The following is a 20,081-nucleotide window of genomic DNA, read 5'->3' on the forward strand; positions in this document are numbered from 1 at the left end:
ACTAACCCATATGAATCAATTCACCGTCTATCTTTACGTGTTCCTCTGAAACAATCATGGTATTCTTGCTTTGTATGGTCAGGGTTTCATCCACTAACTGCCTGCGGGATTCAGCCTGACAATCTTCATGCTCCTTGGTGAAACGGAAATAGTTAACCACCCTACGGGTAAATTCCCGGCTGACCTCATCAACATCCCCGGCAACTTTCTTGACCCGCTCCACATTACTGCTGAACAAACGTGAAGTGAGAGAAACCTTGCCCGCTGAAATTTCAACTTCATTGGAATGCAAGGCAGCCTTATCACTGATGCAGTTCAATTCATCGTCAGCGGCAATGGTCAGGCTTCCATTTTTGCTTCGCAAAGTAACATCGCCATCAACTTCTAATGAAGTAGCAGTCTCCGCAGCCCTGCTCAAAACAGACAGAATCCAAACCCCGCCCTGTGTATCTACAGACACAAGCACACTGTCGCCCGCCTCCGGGCAGACCAGACAACTGACCGCCTTCTGCGCTTCAAGTTCTCCAAGAGAAGTCTCAACCACAACACCGCCATCAGACAGAATCACCCGCCCATACTCAAGCTGGGGTGTGACCGCTTCATGTTTTTCAGCCAGATTATTCATATATCCTCCTTTATCCACCATGAACCCAGTTTTCGGCTTCCTCCATATCTTTGTCCGTACCTTGCAGCATAATCAAAGACGCACCACCCCAGCGGGTGTCCTTCTCAATTATACGATGCAACTTGGCCCGATACATGGAGGCCCTGCTGAAATCAGCATGAGTCAGGTCGGCATGCGAGAAATCAGAATGCTGTAAACTGGCCCCGACGAATTTGGTAGCCTGACAAATGGCCTTGTTAAAAGTTGCGTGAACCATGGTCGCACCGGAAAAATCAGCAATGGTCGCGTCTGCCCCGCCGAGATAAGCTTTTGTTAAATCTGCCCGCGTGAAATCAGCTTCGCGCAGAACCGCCCCACTAAGCATGCAACTGCGCAGGACCGCGCCGGAAAGATTTGCTCCGGTTAAGTCCGCGCCCATGAAATTGGACATGGTCATATCAGCACCGGAAAGGTTCGCCCCCCGCAGATTGGCACTATCCAGCAACACTTGCGAAAATAGCTGACCGGAAATATCCTGATTCTCCAAGTCGGCCTCACGCATCATCATCTTGAAATATATTCCGCCCTTGAACTTTGTGCCCTTGAATGAAGAACCGTTGCAGACAACCCGATCAAAATTGGCCCCGAAAAAGTCGGCCCCGTCGAGATTTGAATGCGAAAGCACGGTCTTGACGATCTTCATGGAACGCATGTTCGCACCCTTGAAACTCGAATGCTGAGCCATGGACCATGTAAGCTCCGCCCCGGTCAGATCAGCCCCGCTGAAATCGGTTTTCTGGAGCGTCGCCATATGGATTTTAGCATTTTTGAAAGATGCTCCGGTAAAACTCATCCCTTGCAGATTAATCTTGGTCAGGTCAGTTCCATCAAAACGGGCTTCGTTGAATTCACAATTCTTGAATCCTGTCTTGAGGATATTTGCCCCGGAAAGGTCAGCCCCGTGCAATTTAACATTATGAAAACGCCCTCCTGTCAGGTCGACACCGGAAAGATCGGCCCCGGAAAGGTCCACATCCCGCAGGGTCTGGTTATCGGCAATGGCCGCAAGTATCTGTTCGCGATTCAGTGTGCTCATGAGTCGTCATCCAGCAGTTCAAGTTTGCCATGCAGTTGGCTGCGCTTGAGGTTGGCAGCCTCGAAACGGGTATTGCCGAGCACGGATTTATAGAAATCCACGGCAAAAAGATTGGAGCCGCGCAGGTCGGTATCCACCAGCCGCGCCTTGCGCATGCCCCCCATATGGACGTTTGCAGCACGCATGGAAGCGGCTTCAAGGTTACTCTTGGTGAAACGCGTACCCTTGGCTGAAATCCCGTTCAAGTTAGCCCGGACCAGTTGCGAATTATCAATCAGACCATTTTCAAAATCCGCGCCCCGGAAATCCGATCCGGTAAAGTCAGATTCACGCAGGGCAGCACCACGCAGGGTTGCATTGCGGAAATCCGAATCCTTGAAATTGGAATTACGTCCGGTACGCAGTTTATCCAGATTGGCATCAGTAAAATCAGTCTTGTGGGCATCCACATTGTTGAACAGGGATTCGTTAACCGAGGCTTCGCTGAAATCAGCTCCGTTGAGTGACGATGATTTAAAAATTGATTTCTTAATTGTCGACTGGCTGAAATCGGCTTGATCTGCCTTACCGCTGATCATGCACATGTTGATTCGTGCGCCCTTTAACTCCGCTTCGCTGAAGTCTGTTTTTTCAAGGATAGCCATGTCAAAATTGGCATCGCGAAGCACTGCTTTGCTAAAATCTGCACCCTTGAAAATTGATTGCGCGGCAATGGCTTGGCTGAGATCACTTTCCTTAAAAATAGCTTTATTAAACAATCCGCGTCCGAGGTCGGCCCTTTTAAGGGAAGCCTTGCTGAAATCAGCCTTGGCACCTAAAGCCTGAAACAACTTTGCATCATCAAGAATGGTGCCCTTAAAGTTCGTCTCCTTAAGCTGACATTTACTCAGGTCAGCTCCAGAAAGATCAAGACCGGAAAGATCCACCCCGGAAAGCACTGCGCCTACCAAGGATTTACCCTGCGCGTGGTAACGCTGGACTTCCTCGCGAGTCAGCGCACGCAGGGAATCTGCGCTCAAGCCGTGCTCGGCAAGCTTTGCGGCCGCATCATCGGGTAAGGTTTTGGATTTCAGTTTTTTCAAACCCTCAGCCATTTCGATCTTCTTGGCCTCAAATTTCTTGAGCAGCTTTGCATTCTCGGCATCAAGCTTTGCGCCAGTCTTTTCCATCCTTGCAGCCTCAGTTTCCATTTTCTGAGCATCTTCAGGGGTCAGCAAGTTACGCCGTTTTAATTCAGCTGCTTTGGCCCTAACCTTGGCTGCTGCATCCTTGCCTACTTGCGTAGCTGTCGACTTAGGTCTTGTCGGTTCAAGCACCACTTTTGAAGGGTCAGCCCCGTATTTGGAATATTTGACGGCAGCTTCACGCATCTTGGCGAGCATGGTTTCCTGTTCTGCCTTAACCCGTGTAAACTTCGCCTCCATGCTTTTCTGAACCTCGGCATGGATGCCCTTGGCCAGCCCTTTCACATCCGGAAAAGGAGGCATGAAACCTTTCAGAAAATTCTCGTCAGGAGGACTTCCTTTTTCCGGCATGGATAAGGGAATCGAATGCTCTGCACCGTGCTCTTCCGGCAAATGATCCAGCACCCATTGCCGGATATCGCTGCCCTTTGTGCTGGACTCAAAGACAGTGCTCCCGTGTTCAAGCTCCAGTGGCTGAGCGGTTTTAAGTGCGGACTGCCAGTCGCTCCATTCATTCCTAAGCTCACGGTCCTCATTCCATTTTTCCGGCCGGACAATTAAAACTGCGAGAGCATTTTTCAATTCCTTGGCCGCATCCTTACCCGGTTTCGCCTTGGGTGATCCAAGAGTCAGGATGGAACAGAAGTCACCGACCTCCTGCTCCATAAACAGGGCCTGCAATTCGTCAGCCACACAAACAACCGGGGCTGCAGCGGCCGCAGGCATAGTCGGCAGATCGATAAGTGTTGAGCTGGGCAGGAATAGCGGTTCTTCATTCGAACCGGGAACTAAAGCTTCCTCAGCCTCTGCAAACCTCCCCGGATTGCTTTTGATATGATTAAGCACCGGACCGTCAAAACGAGGCAGCACCAGTCCCGCCGGGATCGTAAATTCATCTTCGCCGTCCAGCCCCCAATCTGCCGGGGATTCAGTTAGGACTTCACTGTTAACACCAAGCCACATGCGCTTGATCGTCTTGCGCTCAAGACCTAGGTCGGTAAGCTTTTTCATAGTCTCGCGGTCGTTTTCCAATGCCCTGCGCCAGCGTGCCACCAGAGGAAAACCACGGTCATGCCATGGATTTACTTTTTTATGGAAAGGAAAATCTTCCGGGATAGGCTCATCAGGATCAAAACCGTTTTTCTCAAGATGTTCCGGCTTAATCCCTTTAAGCTTGGTCGAAGCATCCTTAACCGCATCTTTTCGGGATGCTTCAAGTTTTTTCTTTGTGGCTGAGAACTTCGCTCCGGTCGTTGTCAACTTCTTCTCAAGCCCTGCCAATTTATCCCGAAACTTATCGAAAACCCCGAGATTTATTTCCACCAGATGCCCATTCTCAGCATGGGCCTTACGGGCCATAGCTTCCAAAGTGTCCAGCGTCTTATAATGTCCGGCAATCATCTTCTGTGCCCCGGCCACAACCTCCTCCGGGTCCTGCATGGGCATGGAAGGACGGTTGCCGAGTGCTTTCTGGCGGATTTCATCCGCGAATTTAGGAATATTCTTGATCTTGAGCAGGGATTTCTTAGCCTTCTGCATGGCTTCTTCAGCCTTGGACATATCAATGTCCACCCCGCGATTGAGCAACTTGATTTGCAAATCCCGGTAATGCTCGATGGATTTCGGTTCCTCGTCTTGCGCTTCATGGCGAATCAGAACCCGCAGCACATCCGCGCCTTCGTCATCTACTACCTCAGTGGTACCACGATAGATGAGGAGTCCGCGCATAATGGAGGGGAAGAACCAGACTGTTTCCAGCCGGGAGGATACCTCGCGGAACTCCTCATCTGCTTGTATCTGGTGGGATGGCAGTGGACCCACCGGAAATTTATGCGGCTTAAAATTCTTGTTTATTGTTACAAAGCTACGCATGCGTAAGCTGGGCAATGCACTTTCAATAAGTGGAAAATCAGGATGCATGTTTTTAATCTGCACCGTTTCTCCACCCTTGAAATAGCCTTCCATATATTGATCTTCACAGGCTGTATTAAAAAACTCGTAATTCATGTCATCAGGAAAAAAAGGCCAGCGCTCATTCTTCCATTTTTCATCATAAGTGCCATTCTTCTGCGCCCGTTGCGGCCACATGAGATCAAGCGGGCCAAAACCGGCCGGGTCTACCTTCTGAGACGGGGATCCGATCTGCTGCTGCGGCAACTCTACATTAGGCAAAGGCACTGCATCGAAACCGTCAGGCATGGGTACTCTGTCCATGCCCTTACCAAGAGGATTCTTAGCGTAATCCGATCCCCCGAACGCATTGGCCCAGACCACGGGCATTTCCACGAACGGTTCCGGTTCGGTGATCAAACCGTTTTTCCAATAACGGTCCCCGAAGATATTCAGCGTTTTTTCTTTTTCAGCAACGCAAACCTGCACTTGCGAAGCCGGACGGGACTGCCCGCGCGGGGCAAAACATGAACCGCTGACCAGAAACTCGCCACGCGGTTTTGGCACACCCTGATCGATAAGCGGCTTTGGACCAAGCTGCGTCGGCACGATCTTCCAGAGTTCCTGTTCATCAAGCAAGCCATCGGGGTCATTAAGATCAAAAAAAACCATGATCCCGACACTGAGATAGAACTTATCGCCGATCCCCAGCGGACGCGGAAAAAAGGAATGCTGTTTTTCCTTAAAGATCTTCATGTGGCTCCGGGGCTAGATATTGTTGATCAGTCCTGCAATATTATTCATCTCGCCTGAAATCTGGCTTGTCTCCGCTGTTACATTGGAGGATGTCCCGATCAGCTTCGTAGAATCACCGATACTCTTAGCCATCACTCCGACAATTTTATTATCTTCACCGGCCAAGGCAGTTACTTCTCCGCAGAGATGAGTCAGGTTACCGGCAACGGTATCCATCTCGCCCCAAACCTCTTCAACCTGTCCGGCAAGCTTGCTGGCTTCCCCCGCCAGCTGTGCGGTTGCTCCTTTCAAGTCATCAAAATCCATGGCCAAGTTCGTATGCGCCTCACGGATAGTGCTCAAATCACCATTAATTTCAGCACAAGTAGCGTTCAGCTTGGTCATGTCTATGTTCATCCGGTGATGGTCTGCGATTAATTCTTCACGCTCTGTTTCAGCCTTGAGGGCAGTACCAAGTACCAGCCCATTTTTGGTTGCAGTAATCTCATTGAGTAAGGCGAGCTTTATCCCGGTCTCCATGCCGACAACGATATCTTCCTTAAGAGCACCGAAGAATTTGGTATCGTTACCGATATTTACAAGCTGCGAAAATCCGAGCACAACTTTGCTTTCATTGCCGAGAATATAGCTGGCAATGTTCTTACCGTTGATTTTAATATTACCCTCGGTGGAAAGAGCCAGACTTTCCTCTTTCTTTTTAGCTTCAATCTCTTCGTCAGCTATCTGCTTTACCTTTTCTTCAGTCATGGAACTGGAGCTGCCTGCAGGTTCCGCAGCAGCTGAGCCAAGCCGCACATAAGTGTTATCTTTAGGAGTTTTGAGGTGCATACCCTCACTGCCCTGCTTATCCTGAATATGGAACAGGTTCTGGCCTCCGGTAACGATAATGCACTTGGTCTGATTGGCATCCTTGACCAGACTGGGGTTTTCCGGATTGGGAGCCGCAGACTGAATAATGGGCCGGTCCGGATCTCCCTCTACGCATGTGATCAGCACTTCAGTGCCTTTATGCAACGGGAAATGCATACCGTGGTTGGAACCGCCGTAAGGCTGGGCCATACGCAACCATGTTGTGGCCTTGCCGCCGCTGCGCCCGGATTCGTCAAAAGGCATGATAACCTTGTAACGGCCCTCTCCGTCCAGCTCGGCATACTGCCCGCTGCCCGAGGCATCGACTTTTGCATTGATGGTTCCTGCAAACTTCGGCTTCACCGCCTTGCGCTCGGCACGGAACTGTGTGTTCGCTGGTATACAGGTGAATGAATTGCGATAGTAAAGACGATCCGCGTCTTCAGCGAGATTCAACCCCAGACCGGAAACAAGATAAGCTTCCTGGCTGCCCTCGTGCACAACTTCCGTAGTCAGATAACGCTGGTTGAAATCCTGACGGTAATGATCCTTCAACTCGAAAATGTATCCGGTACGGATATAAGGAACTGTGGACACACCGTGGAATACTTTTTCACGGCAAAGGAACTCCTGCGCCCTGATCTGGGCCAGCGTATTTCCTTCACCCGGGGTTTTAAAATGTTCACCGTAAATGTAGATTTCGCCCATCCCCTGCTGGGAGACGAGGGCCTCAGCCTTCATTTCAAGGCTGGGCTTACGGTAGTTGTAATCCTTGAGCAGCACTTTCTTAGGCAAAGGCTGCTGTTTGAGCATGAAATTCTTAACGATCTCATCACGATGGGTGTGATCAAGATTGCTGGGCGGAGAATAGGTAAGGCTCGTGCCTTCCTTCATGGGTGAATGGGCGATATGGGTATCGGTAATGACCATCTTCTCGCCCTGATCAGTCTGCTCAAAGTAATAGTACATGCCGTCCCGTTCCATCCAGCGGGAGACAAAATTAAAATGGGATTCATCATACTGGCAGATATACTCCCATGAGGGATAAGAACCTTGAAGTTTGAAATCAAAGTTCAGTCCTTCCTTAAGTCCGGCCTTCTTGAGTACGTCACCCAAGAATCCCTGAGCATTTTCATTCAGGAAAATCTGATTGCAATGGGTCAGGGTAGCCCACCAGAGCTTGGGAACAAGTTCTGCACGGTAAAAGCAGTACTTCCCGGCCTGATGAAGCTGTTCAAAGGAACTGAGCATGCCTTTAAACGGAATATCTCCGTCATCACGCTTAATGTTAAATTCCGCAGGGTTCTGGAGAATGGAACCGATATCGAGATCATTCTTTTCCGAAATCAACATGATGCTGAAACGATAAATGGTCGATAGGCCTTCTGTTCCCTTGAACCGGACCACGCTGAAGGTGTTCTTATCCGCACCCTTGGACTCAAACACAAATTTGGGCTTGGAAGAATCTGCCATAAAACTACCCTCTCATGCTCATTATTCAGCGGAAAATTCCATGTTAAAGGAACCGTCTTCATCCACGCCCAGATGCACTGCCGCAGGCATGCCGCCCTCTGTCATATGCATCAGAATTTCCTTGGACATCTTCGGCAGAACATTGCCGTTCAGGATATATTCGATATTCCTCGCTCCGGTTTCCACCTCGGTACAACGGGCCGCAATCTGATCCACCACTGAATCATCATAACTCAGCTTCATCTTGTTGTTGGCAAGAAGCATTTTTTCCAGCTTGCCCAGCTTGAGCTTGGTGATCATCTTCATGGCTTCAGGGTTGAGGCTGAAGTAAGGCACCACGTTCATACGAGCCAGCAACGCGGGTTTAAAATGCTGGGAAAGGAGAGGTCGTACAGCGGAAAGCACAGCGTCCATGGGCATTTCGTCCCCCGGATCAAGGCTGGCGGTCATTTCCTGAATGACATCCGTGCCGAGGTTGGAGGTCAGGATAAGGATGGTATTCCTGAAATTGATATCCTTCCCTTCGCCATCGGTGAGCACACCCTTGTCAAAAACCTGATAGAAGGTGTTCATCACATCCAGATGGGCCTTTTCCACCTCATCCAGCAGGACAACAGAATATGGCTGACGGCGTACAGCCTCGGTAAGCATGCCGCCTTCACCATAACCGACATAACCCGGAGGCGAACCGATCAGCCTTGATACGGTATGCTTCTCCTGAAATTCACTCATATTAACGGTAACCACGGAACGTTCATCGCCGAAAAGTAAATCCGCCAAGGAAAGTCCGGTCTCGGTCTTACCCACACCGGAGGGACCTACCAGCAGGAAAACTCCGATGGGTTGATCCGGGTTCTTGATTCCGGCCTTGGAAGCACGGATGACCTCGGCAATGGAGGCAAGCCCCTGATCCTGTCCCTTAATGCGAATTTGAAGTTTATCATCAAGGTCCGCAACGGTCGCGGCTTCGTCACGGGCCATCTTGCCTACCGGAATTCCGGTCCAGTCGGAAACAACTCGGCCCACCAGATCGGGGGTTACCTCAATCTGGACCATGGGATCATCACCCTGAAGTTCAACTAATGCGGCATCGGCCTTGTCCAAATCTTCTTTAAGCTTGGCAAGAGCGTCTTCGTCTACAGGATCAGCGCTGCGAGCGTCCTGAATCTGCGCCCGCACATCCAGAACAGCATGGGCGGCATCCTTTTCCTTGAGCCATTTTTCGCTGATTTCTGCGGCCTCAACATTCTTTGCTTCAATCTTGGCCAGCAACTCCTTGTAATGCTCTTCGTCCACCTCAACCGCGTTACTGCGGTCCCGATCCACGGCCTTCTTTTCGCGTTCAAGAGCCTGCACCACGCGCTGGCAATCCTCCAGCCTTCCGGGTTTGGCCGAGAGATTAACCTTCACCCGCGCACAGGTTGTATCCAGCAGATCAATGGCCTTATCCGGCAGAAAACGTCCGGCAATGTACCGGTCCGAATAAACTGCGGCTGCCACGTTGGCATCATCACGGATGATCACGTTGTGGGCCTTTTCATAACTTTCGCGTAAACCGCGCAGGATTATGGTCGAAGTATCAACTGACGGTTCACCCAGCTTGACCAGTTGGAAGCGGCGGGCAAGGGCCGGGTCCTTTTCAAAATATTTCTTGTACTCAGTCCAAGTGGTGGCGGCGCAGGTTTTCAACTCCCCGCGGGCAAGTGCCGGCTTGAGCAGATTGGCGGCGTCCGCGCCCCCGGCGGAACCTCCGGCACCCACAAGAGTGTGCGCTTCATCAATGAACAGAATGATCGGGGTCTCACTGGATTTGATTTCATCAATTACGCCCTTGAGACGGTTCTCGAACTCACCCTTCATTCCGGCTCCGGCTTCCAGAAGGCCCATGTCCAGACCGAGCAAGGTTACGTCGCTTAAAATTTCCGGCACATCACCTTCAGTGATACGCAGAGCCAGACCTTCGATAACTGCAGTCTTGCCCACCCCCGGTTCACCAACAAGGATAGGGTTATTTTTGCGGCGGCGGGCAAGGATATCCACCATCTGGCGCATTTCCGGGTCCCTCCCGAAAACCGGATCAATGCCGCCTTCACGGGCCTTGGCTGTGAAATCAATGCAGAACCGCTCTATGAATCCACCCTCGCCCTTGGCTGGTGCGGATGATCCTCCTGGCGCGGCTGCAGGCATTTTATATTCCACCGATCCCTTGGTTACCGTCCAGAATTCCTTAAGCAGGGTCTCTCGGTTAATGGCTGAAAACAGATCAGCGTAATTGCCGGAAGCATAAAAATTCGGTTTACCCAGAAAAGCCAAGAGCACCGCACCGGAACGAATGCGGGTTTCCCCCAGTTCCACCGAAGATATGAGCCATGCATCTTCAAAAAGCTCCAGCAGCATGGGCGAAAATACGGGCTTGCCGGAATTTCCGGTCTTGAAATCCTGCAGCACATCCGTAAGGGCAGCGGTAATACGCGGGGTTTCCACGCCGTATTGACGAAAAATAAGCGGCAGATCGCTGTTCACTTCCTCAACACATTTTATGAAAAAATGCTCCACTGAAACTTCATAATTGCTGAGCGAAACACTTAAGCCTGCTGCGTTGTGCAATGCATTGGTGCAGAAGGTGTCCAGCTTTGAAAGAAGATTTCTTATGTCTACATTGATCATGCTTCATACCTCTCATGAATGTGTCCGCCTTTATTGGAAAAAGACGCTTTTGCATGTTCCAGATGCTCCCCGGCAAAAATCCATGTGTCGCATCCCAGACCTGACCACTGATCTCCGCCGAGGACTGCAGTGTTGGCTTCCCCGGGTTTCATTTCAAGGACCAGATCATATTTGAACGGCTCCACCAGATAACCGCGCACCAGATTATCCAACTTATCCCCGCCCTCGGCACCGGGCAGCAGCCTGTGAAAACGAGCTGAATCAAGCCCCTGCAAATGTACCGCGAATTTGCTGTTGCGGTCTTCCAGCTCCTCTCCGACCCATGACCGCTCGCCTAGCGTGTTCGAGCTTTCTCCAAGGCAAAAGCGCTGGTCTTCGGGAATTTTCACCTTGCGCAACACGCATTGCTCAATATGGATTTTTGCATGCTGCAAAGAATCCTTGAGCAGGGTTTCAAGGCCCAGAGCACTATGCGGATATTGGGTTAAAAGTCCGATATGGCGATAACGACGACACTCGGGAGGGACATGGGAAAAAGCCTTGTAGTGACCGAACCCGAGCAGGCTGTCCAAACGCTCCAGCCATGAATGATCCTGCTCATCCACGGCCTTAATCATCAGCCTTGAACGGCTCCAAGCCCGAAAAAATTGTATGTAGGCGTTGTTGTTAATAATATTCAGAAAATCGCGGGTGACAGACTTGTCTTCCGAAGCCTCAGCCAGCAATTCCTCTGTATAAAAAACCGGGAGCGGTGATGAGGCCCCGTAGAGTCCCAGAAAAGTGGATTCGAGATGATACAGATCGCCGTCTTCACCCTCTTTCTGCTCAATGTCGGTCAGATCGGTTGCCGGAAAGCCTAGGGACAGCTGCGGACGCACCCGCAGGTGATCACGATAGAATTCTTCAAGGTCCTTGCCCGTGCAATAGTGCGAATGCAGCCGCAGCAGACGGATGGCCTGAAAAAAAGAATAACCTGTCGGTGTATTGAACAGTTTTCCGGTTACAGAAGAGGACGGTTTCCGATCATCGCAGTCCACTTGTAGATCTCCTTGTTTAAGGTGTCCTCAACAGTCAGCCGGGTAAAACAATTGACCGAGGCATAGCCGGAAAAAAAGCGGTTCATCACCGAGCTGAACAGATAGAGATCGCCGCTGTTGGCAAATCCGTCGCAGCTGAGCGACATCCTGATCTCCCGTCCGCGCATGACCAGTCCGCGCACCAGACGGTCTCCCTCACTGACCTCCATGCCGGAAATAGCTTCAACACGTTTGGTATTGGCCACTACTGAACTGCGATCCCGGGTATCAGTAAAGATATAAAGTTTGACCATAGCCCGCAGGCTTTCCATATCCGCAACAGAAAGATAATTGAGATAGAGATGCGACAGCAGCCGCCAGAGCAGGTTCCGTCCCAGCGGAGGCTGTACCGGGGAGGTGGGCTGGCGGATATTTTCAAATGAAGCCAGCTCCGGCGAAGTTCCGGTAGGCTTGTTGATATCCCCGTAACGCAGCTTTTCTGGCAGAGTTCCGTTGGTGCAGGTCAAGGCCATGGATAATGTTTCGGTCATAGGCTCCTCGCCCTGCGCCGGATAAGCCACGGAAACAAAAATATCCGTTTTATCCCGTACCGGAGAACGGCGGTGGTGCACCGTATAGACAGGCATTTCCCCGGCCTGCGGGTTAAACATATGGAATGGTTTGTACGGCTTTTCCTCTACAGTGCCCTGAATATACCCGACCACGTTATCCACTGAGTAGACCTGATAATCTCCACCGGAATCACCTGATGGACGGACCTGATATTCCGGGCGTTTATGGTCCAGAATCACTGGTTCGGCATCACGTTTGAACAAGTTAATTGCCGGGGTGGCAAACAGGCAAAGATCATCTTTAGTAAAACGGTCAAAAGTCTGCGGAACCTTTTCCAGCTCCAGAACTATCTTGAATTTTCCGCTGCTTCCCCGGTTACGCCAGTTCTCCAGTCCGGTTATCTCGAAAAAAAGGAATTTTTCCGGCAGGATGAAATATTCCTGCAGAATCCTGTAGCCCGGAAAGGATTGCGAAGGATAAGGCAGCAGAGCTTCGTCATCTTCAAAGCCGACTGCCTTGAAATTGCTCTTCCCAAGTACGCACAAGCTTCCGTCCTCGCCGCTGACCTGAATACCACGGATATAATTAAACAAATACTTATAGCGCATTGAGGCTGAGGCCGCGTCTCCGGTCAGGTGGAAGTGCAGGCTGGAATTATCCCACTCTTCCAGCGGAAGACCGTTCAATTCCAAACTGATGATCAAGGAACCGGAGGTTCCTGCGCTTTTGACCAGCTCCACATCAGTGATGGAAAGCGGATGCAAGTCCACATCATAAGTAGTTGAAAAGATACATGACATTCCGCTGACCGGAATTGATCCGATCTGCGCTCCGGCAGGAACCCGAATGCTTTCCATCAGGCTCGGCTTAGGAGTAAATTTAACAATAGTTGTCGAAGGGATGGGCCGTAAATAATGCGGGAAAATCAGCTGCACCAGACCGTGCACTATCTCAGGAAATTCATCGTCCAGCTTCTGGTTGATCATGCCGGACAAAAAAGCCGAACCCTCCAGAAGCCGTTCCACGTCAGGATCAGCACCCGGTCCGGTCAGCATGGGAGCTAGCGCGGGATGGGTCTTGGAGAATTCCACCGCAAGTTCGCGCAAATGACTCAATTCCCTCTGATAATACTTTTCGATCATTAAGATGCCTCCGGCGGCTCTCCGAGGGCCAAAGAAACTTTTTGAAAAAAGTTTCTCTGGACTCTTCAAAAACTTTTATTAGGGCTTCGCCGTTTTGTTTGATCAGGTACGCGTTAATTATCTTTCACTGAAATCTGGCCGTCCGGATCGAGTACCGTCTCGAACACTACGGGCATGTCTTGGCCTTCTAAGGCCAGTTTAGCTTGTAACTTAAAATGCAGGGCCAGCGGGTTATCCTCCATGGGGACGAATTCTATGTGAACGTTTGCCAGCCGGGGTTCATACTTGAGGATGACCTCGGTCATGGATTCCTCAATGGAACGAACGGCATCCAGCCCGGTGGCCCCGATCATGGACGTAAAGTCCGGTACCCCGAAATCCGGCGCGATCTGGGCATTACCCTGACGGGTATTGAGGATCATGCGCAGATAATCGAGCACAGACTTGACCACCTGACTCGGATCGGCAGAATCGCGCCAATCCGGGTCCTCTTCCATAAAACGGATACGTTCAAGAAGTCGCTGAGTGGTCAAGATTGTCTCCGTTATTCAGGACAGGGGAAACCCCTGCCCTGAATATCAGTTTTAGCTGGATTTCCAATCGTCAGTGTATTCGATATTGCCGTCAGCATAGGTCCAAGTGATCTTGGAATAGGTAAAGCTGACATCTTCCATGTCATGGTAACCCTTATTGTCGGGCAGGAAAGTCATAGGCTTGTAGCTGTGCAGGTTGACGATAATCGCCTCTTCCATCTTGATGGTGTAATATTTCTTTTCAATTCCGGTTGGATCGATGTGGTAATGATCAATTTCAACGGTGAGCTGCTCACCCTTACAGCAGGCCTGAGCGAGTTTGGGAGAGGCGTTGTCCACGTGCTTGGTCACAGTGAACGGTTTGTGGATACGCTGGCCGGTGGGCAGTCCGGTGTGGGTATCCTTGGGGATTTCCACGTTGTGATCCAACGCATAGATAAGCATGGTATCTTTTTTATCGCCGGTCTGGGTGCAATCACCCTTGATCTGTCCCTGAGTCTTTCCTGTTACTTTCATATACGAAGTAAGTGCCATAACCCTTCTCCTCAAAATACATGATTAAAGGTTGACCAATGCAGCGGCTGCCATGCAAAAATGAACAGCTGCCGGACTCTTTCGACTAACTATTCCTTCTCCAGCTTGCCCACCAATGAAAGGGTGAAGGATGCACCCATGTACTTGAAGTGCGGACGGGCCTTCAGGGAAACCTGATACCAGCCGGGATCGCCTTCCACATCGCTGACCTCGATCTTGGCCATACGCAAGGGACGGCGGCTGCGCACACTTGGTGCCGGATTGTCCATCTCGGTGACATACTGGGAAATCCACGTATTAAGTTCGCGCTCAAGATCGCCACGTTCCTTCCATGTGCCGATATTTTCGCGCTGGATAACTTTGATATAATGAGCCAGACGGTCCATGATCATCATGTATGGCAGTTGGGTGGAGAGCTTGTAGTTGAGCTCGGCTTCCTTACCTTCCTTGCTGGTACCGAAGAATTTCGGCTTCTGGCAGGAGTTGGCTGAGAAGAAAGCCGCATTATCACTACCCTTACGCATGGTCAGGCCGATAAAACCTTCCTCGGCAAGTTCAAATTCCCTGCGCTCCGAGAGGAGCACCTGTGTTGGAATCTTGGTTTGAACCGCGCCCATGGCCTCATACTGGTAGAGAGGCAGATCTTCCACTGCCCCGCCGCCCTGAGGACCGATGATATTTGCGCACCAGCGGTACTTGGCAAACGAATCTGTCAGCTTGGAAGCGAATGCGAATGCAGTGTTGCCCCAGCAGAAATCATCATCACCGTCTGTAACGGATTCTTGATAATTGAAACTCTTGGCCGGAAGCGTTTCCGGACCATAGGGAAGACGGAGCAGGAATTTGGGCAGGGTCAGCCCAACATTGCGTGCATCGTCCGATTCGCGGAAGGAGTTCCACTTAGCATACTGCGGCATCTCAAAAATGGATTTAAGATCCTTAAGATTAGGCAGTTCGCTCCACTTTTCAATGCCGAAGAAATCCGGTCCTGCTGCGGCAATAAATGGTGCATGCGCCATGGATGAAACCGATGCGGTGTATTGCAACAGCTTCATATCCTGCGGTCCGGGACCGAAATCGTAATTACCGACGATGGCTCCAAAGGGCTGTCCACCGAACTGACCATATTCTGCGGTGTAGGCCTGTTTATAGAGACCGGATTTGGTGATTTCCGGGGCATCGTCAAAATCATCCAGCAAATCTTCTTTGGAGACGTTCATCATCTGGATACGTACATTTTCCCGAAAATCGGTGCGGTCCACCAGAAACTTGAGTGACCGCCATGAGGATTCCATTTTCTGGAATTCCTTGTTGTGAATAATGCTGTCCATCTGAGCGGATAGTTTTTCGTCAATATGGGCCAGCATATCGTCAACAAGATTGCCGGAAACCTTGGCTCCCGCGCGCTCAGGTTTGACCATTTCTTCAAGGAAAGCCTGCAAGCCAGCCTTGGTTACGGAATAAGCTTCGTCTTCGGGCTTGAGCTTGGTTGCCTCCACGATGTCATCAAGAAGCGAAACTTCGGCTGTTGACTGCTCAGCCTGCTGTTGTTCAAGTTTTTCTTCTGCCATGGATAATCTCCCTTACTCGATTCCAAGTTCTTTGAGCAGCTTTTCGCGTGCACCGTCATCTTTGACAAGTTCCTGCACCTTCTTCCTGAATTCCGGCACATTGGAGAGCGGACTCTTCAGGGCCTTCAGGGCTTCTCGGAGTTCCATGAGCTTTTGCAATTCAGGAACCTGCTTAATGATCCGGTCCGGATCGAAATCCTTGAGGCTTTCAAACTTGAGCTTGACCGCCATCTGCGCGTCGGGATCGCTGCCAAGCTTGTCCTCAACGCCCATGTTCAGTTCAAGATCCTGCGCCTTGAGCACTTCGTTGAAATTATCCTTGTCGATGTTTACCGGATCACGGTCCTCGACCATGCGGTCATCATCTTTCTGGGTGAAATCACCGACCACCAGCAATTTGAGAGGAAGCTCGACCTCTTCCTTGGCGTCTCCGGTATCAGGCTTGTAGACAATATTGACCCGCTCTTTTGGAGCTACGGAACCTTCTTTAGCCATATTCAAGACCTCCGCTGAAAAGTTTCTGGGAACAGTCCAAACCGTTTAGTTAACTCCGTTTATCTTCAACGCCTCAACAGGGCTCAGCCTGCTGATCCGTTGTAGAATCTCAATACTTTTTGCTGCTGACTCCGGCCCGCCCTCGGCGACTACGGCTTCGTAGGCTGCACGCAATCCGCTTAAAGCCAGTTTCGGCTCCCATTCTGCAAGTCCGGAACTTTCAATTTGTTCCAGCAACTGGACTGCGTGTGCATGGGCCACCCCGGCCTGTCCTTCTGCAGTAAGAAGCCCGGTCAATCCGGAACGCAGCCTGAAAGCCGCGCGCAGGGAGGGAGATGTATTGATCCTATCACAAATAAGGGAAACTGCCTCGAATAATTTTTTATCCGCAGCAAGATGATTGGCTTTAACCATTATTTCAGACACTTCATCACTTTCAGCACCGGAGTCGACAGCCCCTGTTTTACCAAGGGACTGCAACCATGAACGGGTCTTGGGATCGGCAAAAGGAGTGCCGTCGGCAAAACTCAAAGAAGCCATAGCGGGCAAGCGCTGTGCGTAAAATTGCGTCTCCAGTTCAAGGGCCGCCAGCGCTGCAGCGTAATTTTCGCCCAGCCCTTTAAGGGCTTCAGCTGACATACGGCTAAGGTCCAGCCAGAAAAGATATTCACTGATGCGGGATTCAGCCTCACGCAAAGCCCCGGCAAAATCAGCTGACTTAAGCTGGCTGGCTATGGAATCTTTGACCGGACCGTCCGGTGCAGGAATCATGGTCCGTCCATTTTCCGCCGGAGGAAGAGCGGAAATGGACGTCCACGCGATCATGCGCCGCAACCTGTACCCTTCGGCTGCAGCCAGATCATTTGCAAGTAAATATTCAGAAACAGGAACGAGAGCTGAAAGCCCGTTTTTAAGTCCGGCAGAGCATTCTTCAGGAGAATTGATATTGCCCACATTAACCGCAACCGGATCAGCCGAACTGACCGTAGGGGATGATGCGGAAACGACAGGTGCCTCACCCCCAGCAGCAGGAGCTGAATGCTCCGGTTCAGCAGGCGCAGTCACGGGAAGATGCTGCACATAGCTGGAGAGCTCACGAAGAATTGGTGCTTCCTCAGATTTTTCCGCCAAGGCTGCATCAAAATCGTTAATCCGCTTATCCAGCAGATCGACAACTTCTTTAGGCAGCTCGCCTCCATCATAATTCTTCAGAAATTTCTCCGCATTCTCGTTCCACCAGCTGATGGCTCCAAACCTTCCGCGCATGCGTTTCTTGGCCGGGTAAAGGGTGTCCCAGAAGTTGGAAACCAGATCGAGCAGAAGTTGAGTCCCGGCGGATAGCCCCTCCACTCCTCTAAGATGCAAAAGTCCTACCCCCAGATATGAGGCTACTTTCAAGTCCTTGGACTTGCTGCTCAAAATAACAGAACCGAGCTTGACCACCCGCTTCCAATCCACCGCACCTCCGGCTGTGGCGCTGGCAAGCTTGTCGATTTCCTGCTGCAAAAGGTCATACTCCGGTTCGTAGCGGGCATCCGCTCCGGCCGGTTTTGCTTCACTTACAGGTTTCCTGCCCAGATCGAGTAGTTCCATACTTCCTCCGCTCACGAATACGTGCTGGAAAATCAGATAGATATCCTGACTGCAACAGGCACAAACAGACTAGAGGCCAGATAAACAGTAACATACTTGATCGCTTCGGGAAACAAAGAAGGACGCAAAAAAGCCCCGCATTATTTTGCATACTGCGAGGCAATAAAGAAGAGAAAAGCTTTATGTATTATGAATCAATAAACCCGCAAGGACTGCATAAACCGAGCTGTTTCCATTTCTGGTGCCACACGGCCTCCTTTGGGACAAGTAAGCCCATGCTTCGTTGGTAATCCAAATCCAGCTCGACCTACGACAAGGGTCTCACCTTTCCACTCTGCCCAAAGAGACCGGAGCGGTACCCTGACATGTCCCCTCACAGGATCTGCAATGAAAGCCCGCCCTTGCTCCGAGCCCTTAAGAACAACAAAATGATTTGTCTTTTCCCTGTGCAAAAGGATTATGATTGGACCTTTAAGCAATTTAACATGCTCAGGTTTTAACATAACCCCGTCTGCCATGTATCCCAGTCTTTGAGCTGCTTCCTTCAAGTCCAGCATTGAAAACCCTTCCTCAATGCGCACCTTTAATTCATCCAAAGAAAGGCGATGAGTTATATCGGCAAGGATAGTTTTCTCATCTATTACATCACTGAAATAATTCTGTAACAGCAAAGCCAGAGAAGCAGCACCGCAGGAATAATCAAGTGTTTGTTTTTCAATGCCTTTCATACTCAATTTCTTCATTGACTGCAGTGAAATGTATGGAGATCCGGCTATCGAAACAACAGGAAATGCAACAAACATCAGAAGTGGAATAAGAATACAGAAACACCTCATTAGAATTTCCATGCAGCTCTCAATGAGAGAAGGGGAGCACCTGCATCATCATTCAAACCGTAAGTCAATTCAGGTGTCAGAGTCAGATTACTGGCAATACGGTAAGAGGCTGAAAATGAGAGATCAAGCGGCTCAGTCTCCGAACCTTTGATCTCAACATTATCCGCTTTCATTGGTGCGTAATAGGAATAGGTCAGGCGTGATCCCAGTGAGAGCTGTTCATTAAGTGCAAAACCTAACCCGGCATAACTGGAAATCCCCCAACCGGGTTCAATTTATAACCGTCTATGGTGTCCGGAAGCGCGTAATTTAAATTAACCCCACCATAAACAATTGCCGGATCCAAGGTCTGTACAACCGATACCCCGGGAGTAATACGCCAATGCCCACTGCTATTGTTCAGGGGGTCTTTCCATGTAGAGCTTGGCTCGTAGTACCGTTTTTCCCCGGTAGGAATACCGACACTTAATGTCGCTGCAATTGAAGGGGTATTCTCAGATTCACGAACAAGCAGATACTGCCCTCCAAACGAGATGTCTCCCAGCCCTGCCTTGCTGTCACTGCGGGTAAATTCATTGGTAGAAACATCATCTACACTTGTATATGTAAAGGGAACATTCAGCCATGCTTCCATATCCTCCATGACTCCAACCCTGAACGTTGCATCCAGCTGAAGCATTCTGGCCGTATGTGCAGCTCTTTGAAAGTACCCCACCTGCATCATGGAATAACTTGTTCGTGAGTACTTATAGCTTATCCCGGTCTCCAGCTCCATTTGTCCCGGTTGCAACAATACTGTTGTCCCAGTCAGAAAATCCAATGGAGGTTCTTTCTCCTGTTCTTCTCCAAAAGAATCATTTTTCTCTTTTGAATCATCTCCGCTATCATTCTTAGCATTAGGGAAATTGCGGCTCATGGATACAATGGAATCAGGTTGAAGACGAATGTGGCCGAAGCCTTTAGTCAGGGCGATATTCCCTCCATCTCCATCATGCTGTAGTGTCCCGATAATCTTTTCACCACTTTTAAATTCAATATTAAATTCGTTATCGGTGGTAACTACAGCAATGTCTTTTGATTCTATCCTAGCTGTTGAGCCGTAGATAGTGTTAAAAATACATATTCCACCATGAAACGTAATCAAGTCACCTGTAATTTTATCTCCGTTTTTCATGATTACAGAATCTGCCAAAACAGGTTCTACTGCTAAACAGAACACAAAAATAAAAGCGATCAATATTCTTTTCATACCTACTCACCAAATTGAAG

Annotated in this window: 15 protein-coding genes; all 15 read right to left on the reverse strand. The window is 50.1% G+C overall.

The window, feature by feature from the left end; translation table 11 throughout:
- Position 1 precedes the first annotated feature (1 nt).
- Entirely contained in the window at positions 2-625 is a 624-nt protein-coding gene (locus ACKU40_RS13585) for a DUF3540 domain-containing protein (protein WP_320173334.1), read from the reverse strand.
- Between the two features lie 10 nt (positions 626-635).
- A complete protein-coding gene (locus ACKU40_RS13590; protein WP_320173335.1) occupies positions 636-1,700 on the reverse strand; it encodes a pentapeptide repeat-containing protein in 1,065 nt (354 codons plus the stop codon).
- Entirely contained in the window at positions 1,697-5,530 is a 3,834-nt protein-coding gene (locus tag ACKU40_RS13595; protein ID WP_320173336.1) for a DUF2169 domain-containing protein, read from the reverse strand. The genes ACKU40_RS13590 and ACKU40_RS13595 overlap by 4 nt, the downstream gene beginning before the upstream one ends.
- 12 nt (positions 5,531-5,542) lie before the next feature.
- Positions 5,543-7,852 (reverse strand): type VI secretion system tip protein TssI/VgrG, encoded by a 2,310-nt coding sequence (locus ACKU40_RS13600; protein ID WP_320173337.1) that lies wholly within the window; start codon positions 7,850-7,852, stop codon positions 5,543-5,545.
- A gap of 21 nt (positions 7,853-7,873) precedes the next feature.
- Positions 7,874-10,519, reverse strand: a complete 2,646-nt coding sequence (tssH, locus tag ACKU40_RS13605; protein ID WP_320173338.1) for a type VI secretion system ATPase TssH — start codon at positions 10,517-10,519, stop codon at positions 7,874-7,876.
- Positions 10,516-11,556, reverse strand: coding sequence for a type VI secretion system baseplate subunit TssG (tssG, locus tag ACKU40_RS13610; RefSeq protein ID WP_320173339.1), 1,041 nt, complete (start codon positions 11,554-11,556; stop codon positions 10,516-10,518). The genes tssH and tssG overlap by 4 nt, the downstream gene beginning before the upstream one ends.
- Entirely contained in the window at positions 11,520-13,250 is a 1,731-nt protein-coding gene (gene tssF, locus ACKU40_RS13615) for a type VI secretion system baseplate subunit TssF (protein WP_320173340.1), read from the reverse strand. Before tssF ends, tssG begins: the two co-directional genes overlap by 37 nt.
- A 113-nt stretch (positions 13,251-13,363) precedes the next feature.
- Positions 13,364-13,783 carry a type VI secretion system baseplate subunit TssE gene (tssE, locus tag ACKU40_RS13620; protein ID WP_320173341.1) on the reverse strand — a complete coding sequence of 140 codons (420 nt, stop codon included), beginning with the start codon at positions 13,781-13,783 and terminating at the stop codon, positions 13,364-13,366.
- A 51-nt stretch (positions 13,784-13,834) separates the two neighbouring features.
- Positions 13,835-14,317: an Hcp family type VI secretion system effector gene (locus tag ACKU40_RS13625; RefSeq protein ID WP_320173342.1), complete on the reverse strand. Its 483-nt coding sequence runs from the start codon at positions 14,315-14,317 to the stop codon at positions 13,835-13,837.
- 89 nt (positions 14,318-14,406) lie between these two features.
- Positions 14,407-15,888 carry a type VI secretion system contractile sheath large subunit gene (gene tssC / locus ACKU40_RS13630; protein WP_320173343.1) on the reverse strand — a complete coding sequence of 494 codons (1,482 nt, stop codon included), beginning with the start codon at positions 15,886-15,888 and terminating at the stop codon, positions 14,407-14,409.
- Positions 15,889-15,900: 12 nt separating this feature from the next.
- Positions 15,901-16,383, reverse strand: a complete 483-nt coding sequence (gene tssB / locus ACKU40_RS13635) for a type VI secretion system contractile sheath small subunit (RefSeq protein WP_320173344.1) — start codon at positions 16,381-16,383, stop codon at positions 15,901-15,903.
- A 45-nt stretch (positions 16,384-16,428) separates the two neighbouring features.
- On the reverse strand, positions 16,429-17,976 hold the full coding sequence (gene tssA, locus ACKU40_RS13640) for a type VI secretion system protein TssA (protein WP_320173345.1): 1,548 nt from the start codon (positions 17,974-17,976) through the stop codon (positions 16,429-16,431).
- A gap of 194 nt (positions 17,977-18,170) precedes the next feature.
- Positions 18,171-18,812 carry a cysteine peptidase family C39 domain-containing protein gene (locus tag ACKU40_RS13645; RefSeq protein ID WP_320173346.1) on the reverse strand — a complete coding sequence of 214 codons (642 nt, stop codon included), beginning with the start codon at positions 18,810-18,812 and terminating at the stop codon, positions 18,171-18,173.
- Positions 18,812-18,985 (reverse strand): hypothetical protein, encoded by a 174-nt coding sequence (locus ACKU40_RS13650; RefSeq protein WP_320173347.1) that lies wholly within the window; start codon positions 18,983-18,985, stop codon positions 18,812-18,814. Before ACKU40_RS13650 ends, ACKU40_RS13645 begins: the two co-directional genes overlap by 1 nt.
- Before the next feature lie 62 nt (positions 18,986-19,047).
- The gene (locus ACKU40_RS13655) at positions 19,048-20,061 is read right to left on the reverse strand and encodes a transporter (RefSeq protein ID WP_320173348.1); all 1,014 of its coding nucleotides are present in this window, start codon (positions 20,059-20,061) and stop codon (positions 19,048-19,050) included.
- Between the last annotated feature and the right edge of the window lie 20 nt (positions 20,062-20,081).

The sequence above is a fragment of the Maridesulfovibrio sp. genome (genome assembly GCF_963666665.1).
Taxonomy (GTDB): domain Bacteria; phylum Desulfobacterota; class Desulfovibrionia; order Desulfovibrionales; family Desulfovibrionaceae; genus Maridesulfovibrio.

Excerpts from the sequence above, each read along its gene's own strand:
- ACKU40_RS13585 (WP_320173334.1), bottom strand. The coding sequence starts at position 625 with ATGAATAATCTGGCTGAAAAACATGAAGCGGTCACACCCCAGCTTGAG.
- ACKU40_RS13590 (WP_320173335.1), bottom strand. The coding sequence starts at position 1,700 with ATGAGCACACTGAATCGCGAACAGATACTTGCGGCCATTGCCGATAAC.
- ACKU40_RS13595 (WP_320173336.1), bottom strand. The coding sequence starts at position 5,530 with ATGAAGATCTTTAAGGAAAAACAGCATTCCTTTTTTCCGCGTCCGCTG.
- ACKU40_RS13600 (WP_320173337.1), bottom strand. The coding sequence starts at position 7,852 with ATGGCAGATTCTTCCAAGCCCAAATTTGTGTTTGAGTCCAAGGGTGCG.
- tssH (WP_320173338.1), bottom strand. The coding sequence starts at position 10,519 with ATGATCAATGTAGACATAAGAAATCTTCTTTCAAAGCTGGACACCTTC.
- tssF (WP_320173340.1), bottom strand. The coding sequence starts at position 13,250 with ATGATCGAAAAGTATTATCAGAGGGAATTGAGTCATTTGCGCGAACTT.
- ACKU40_RS13625 (WP_320173342.1), bottom strand. The coding sequence starts at position 14,317 with ATGGCACTTACTTCGTATATGAAAGTAACAGGAAAGACTCAGGGACAG.
- tssC (WP_320173343.1), bottom strand. The coding sequence starts at position 15,888 with ATGGCAGAAGAAAAACTTGAACAACAGCAGGCTGAGCAGTCAACAGCC.
- tssB (WP_320173344.1), bottom strand. The coding sequence starts at position 16,383 with ATGGCTAAAGAAGGTTCCGTAGCTCCAAAAGAGCGGGTCAATATTGTC.
- tssA (WP_320173345.1), bottom strand. The coding sequence starts at position 17,976 with ATGGAACTACTCGATCTGGGCAGGAAACCTGTAAGTGAAGCAAAACCG.
- ACKU40_RS13645 (WP_320173346.1), bottom strand. The coding sequence starts at position 18,812 with ATGAGGTGTTTCTGTATTCTTATTCCACTTCTGATGTTTGTTGCATTT.
- ACKU40_RS13650 (WP_320173347.1), bottom strand. The coding sequence starts at position 18,985 with ATGAAAGCGGATAATGTTGAGATCAAAGGTTCGGAGACTGAGCCGCTT.
- ACKU40_RS13655 (WP_320173348.1), bottom strand. The coding sequence starts at position 20,061 with ATGAAAAGAATATTGATCGCTTTTATTTTTGTGTTCTGTTTAGCAGTA.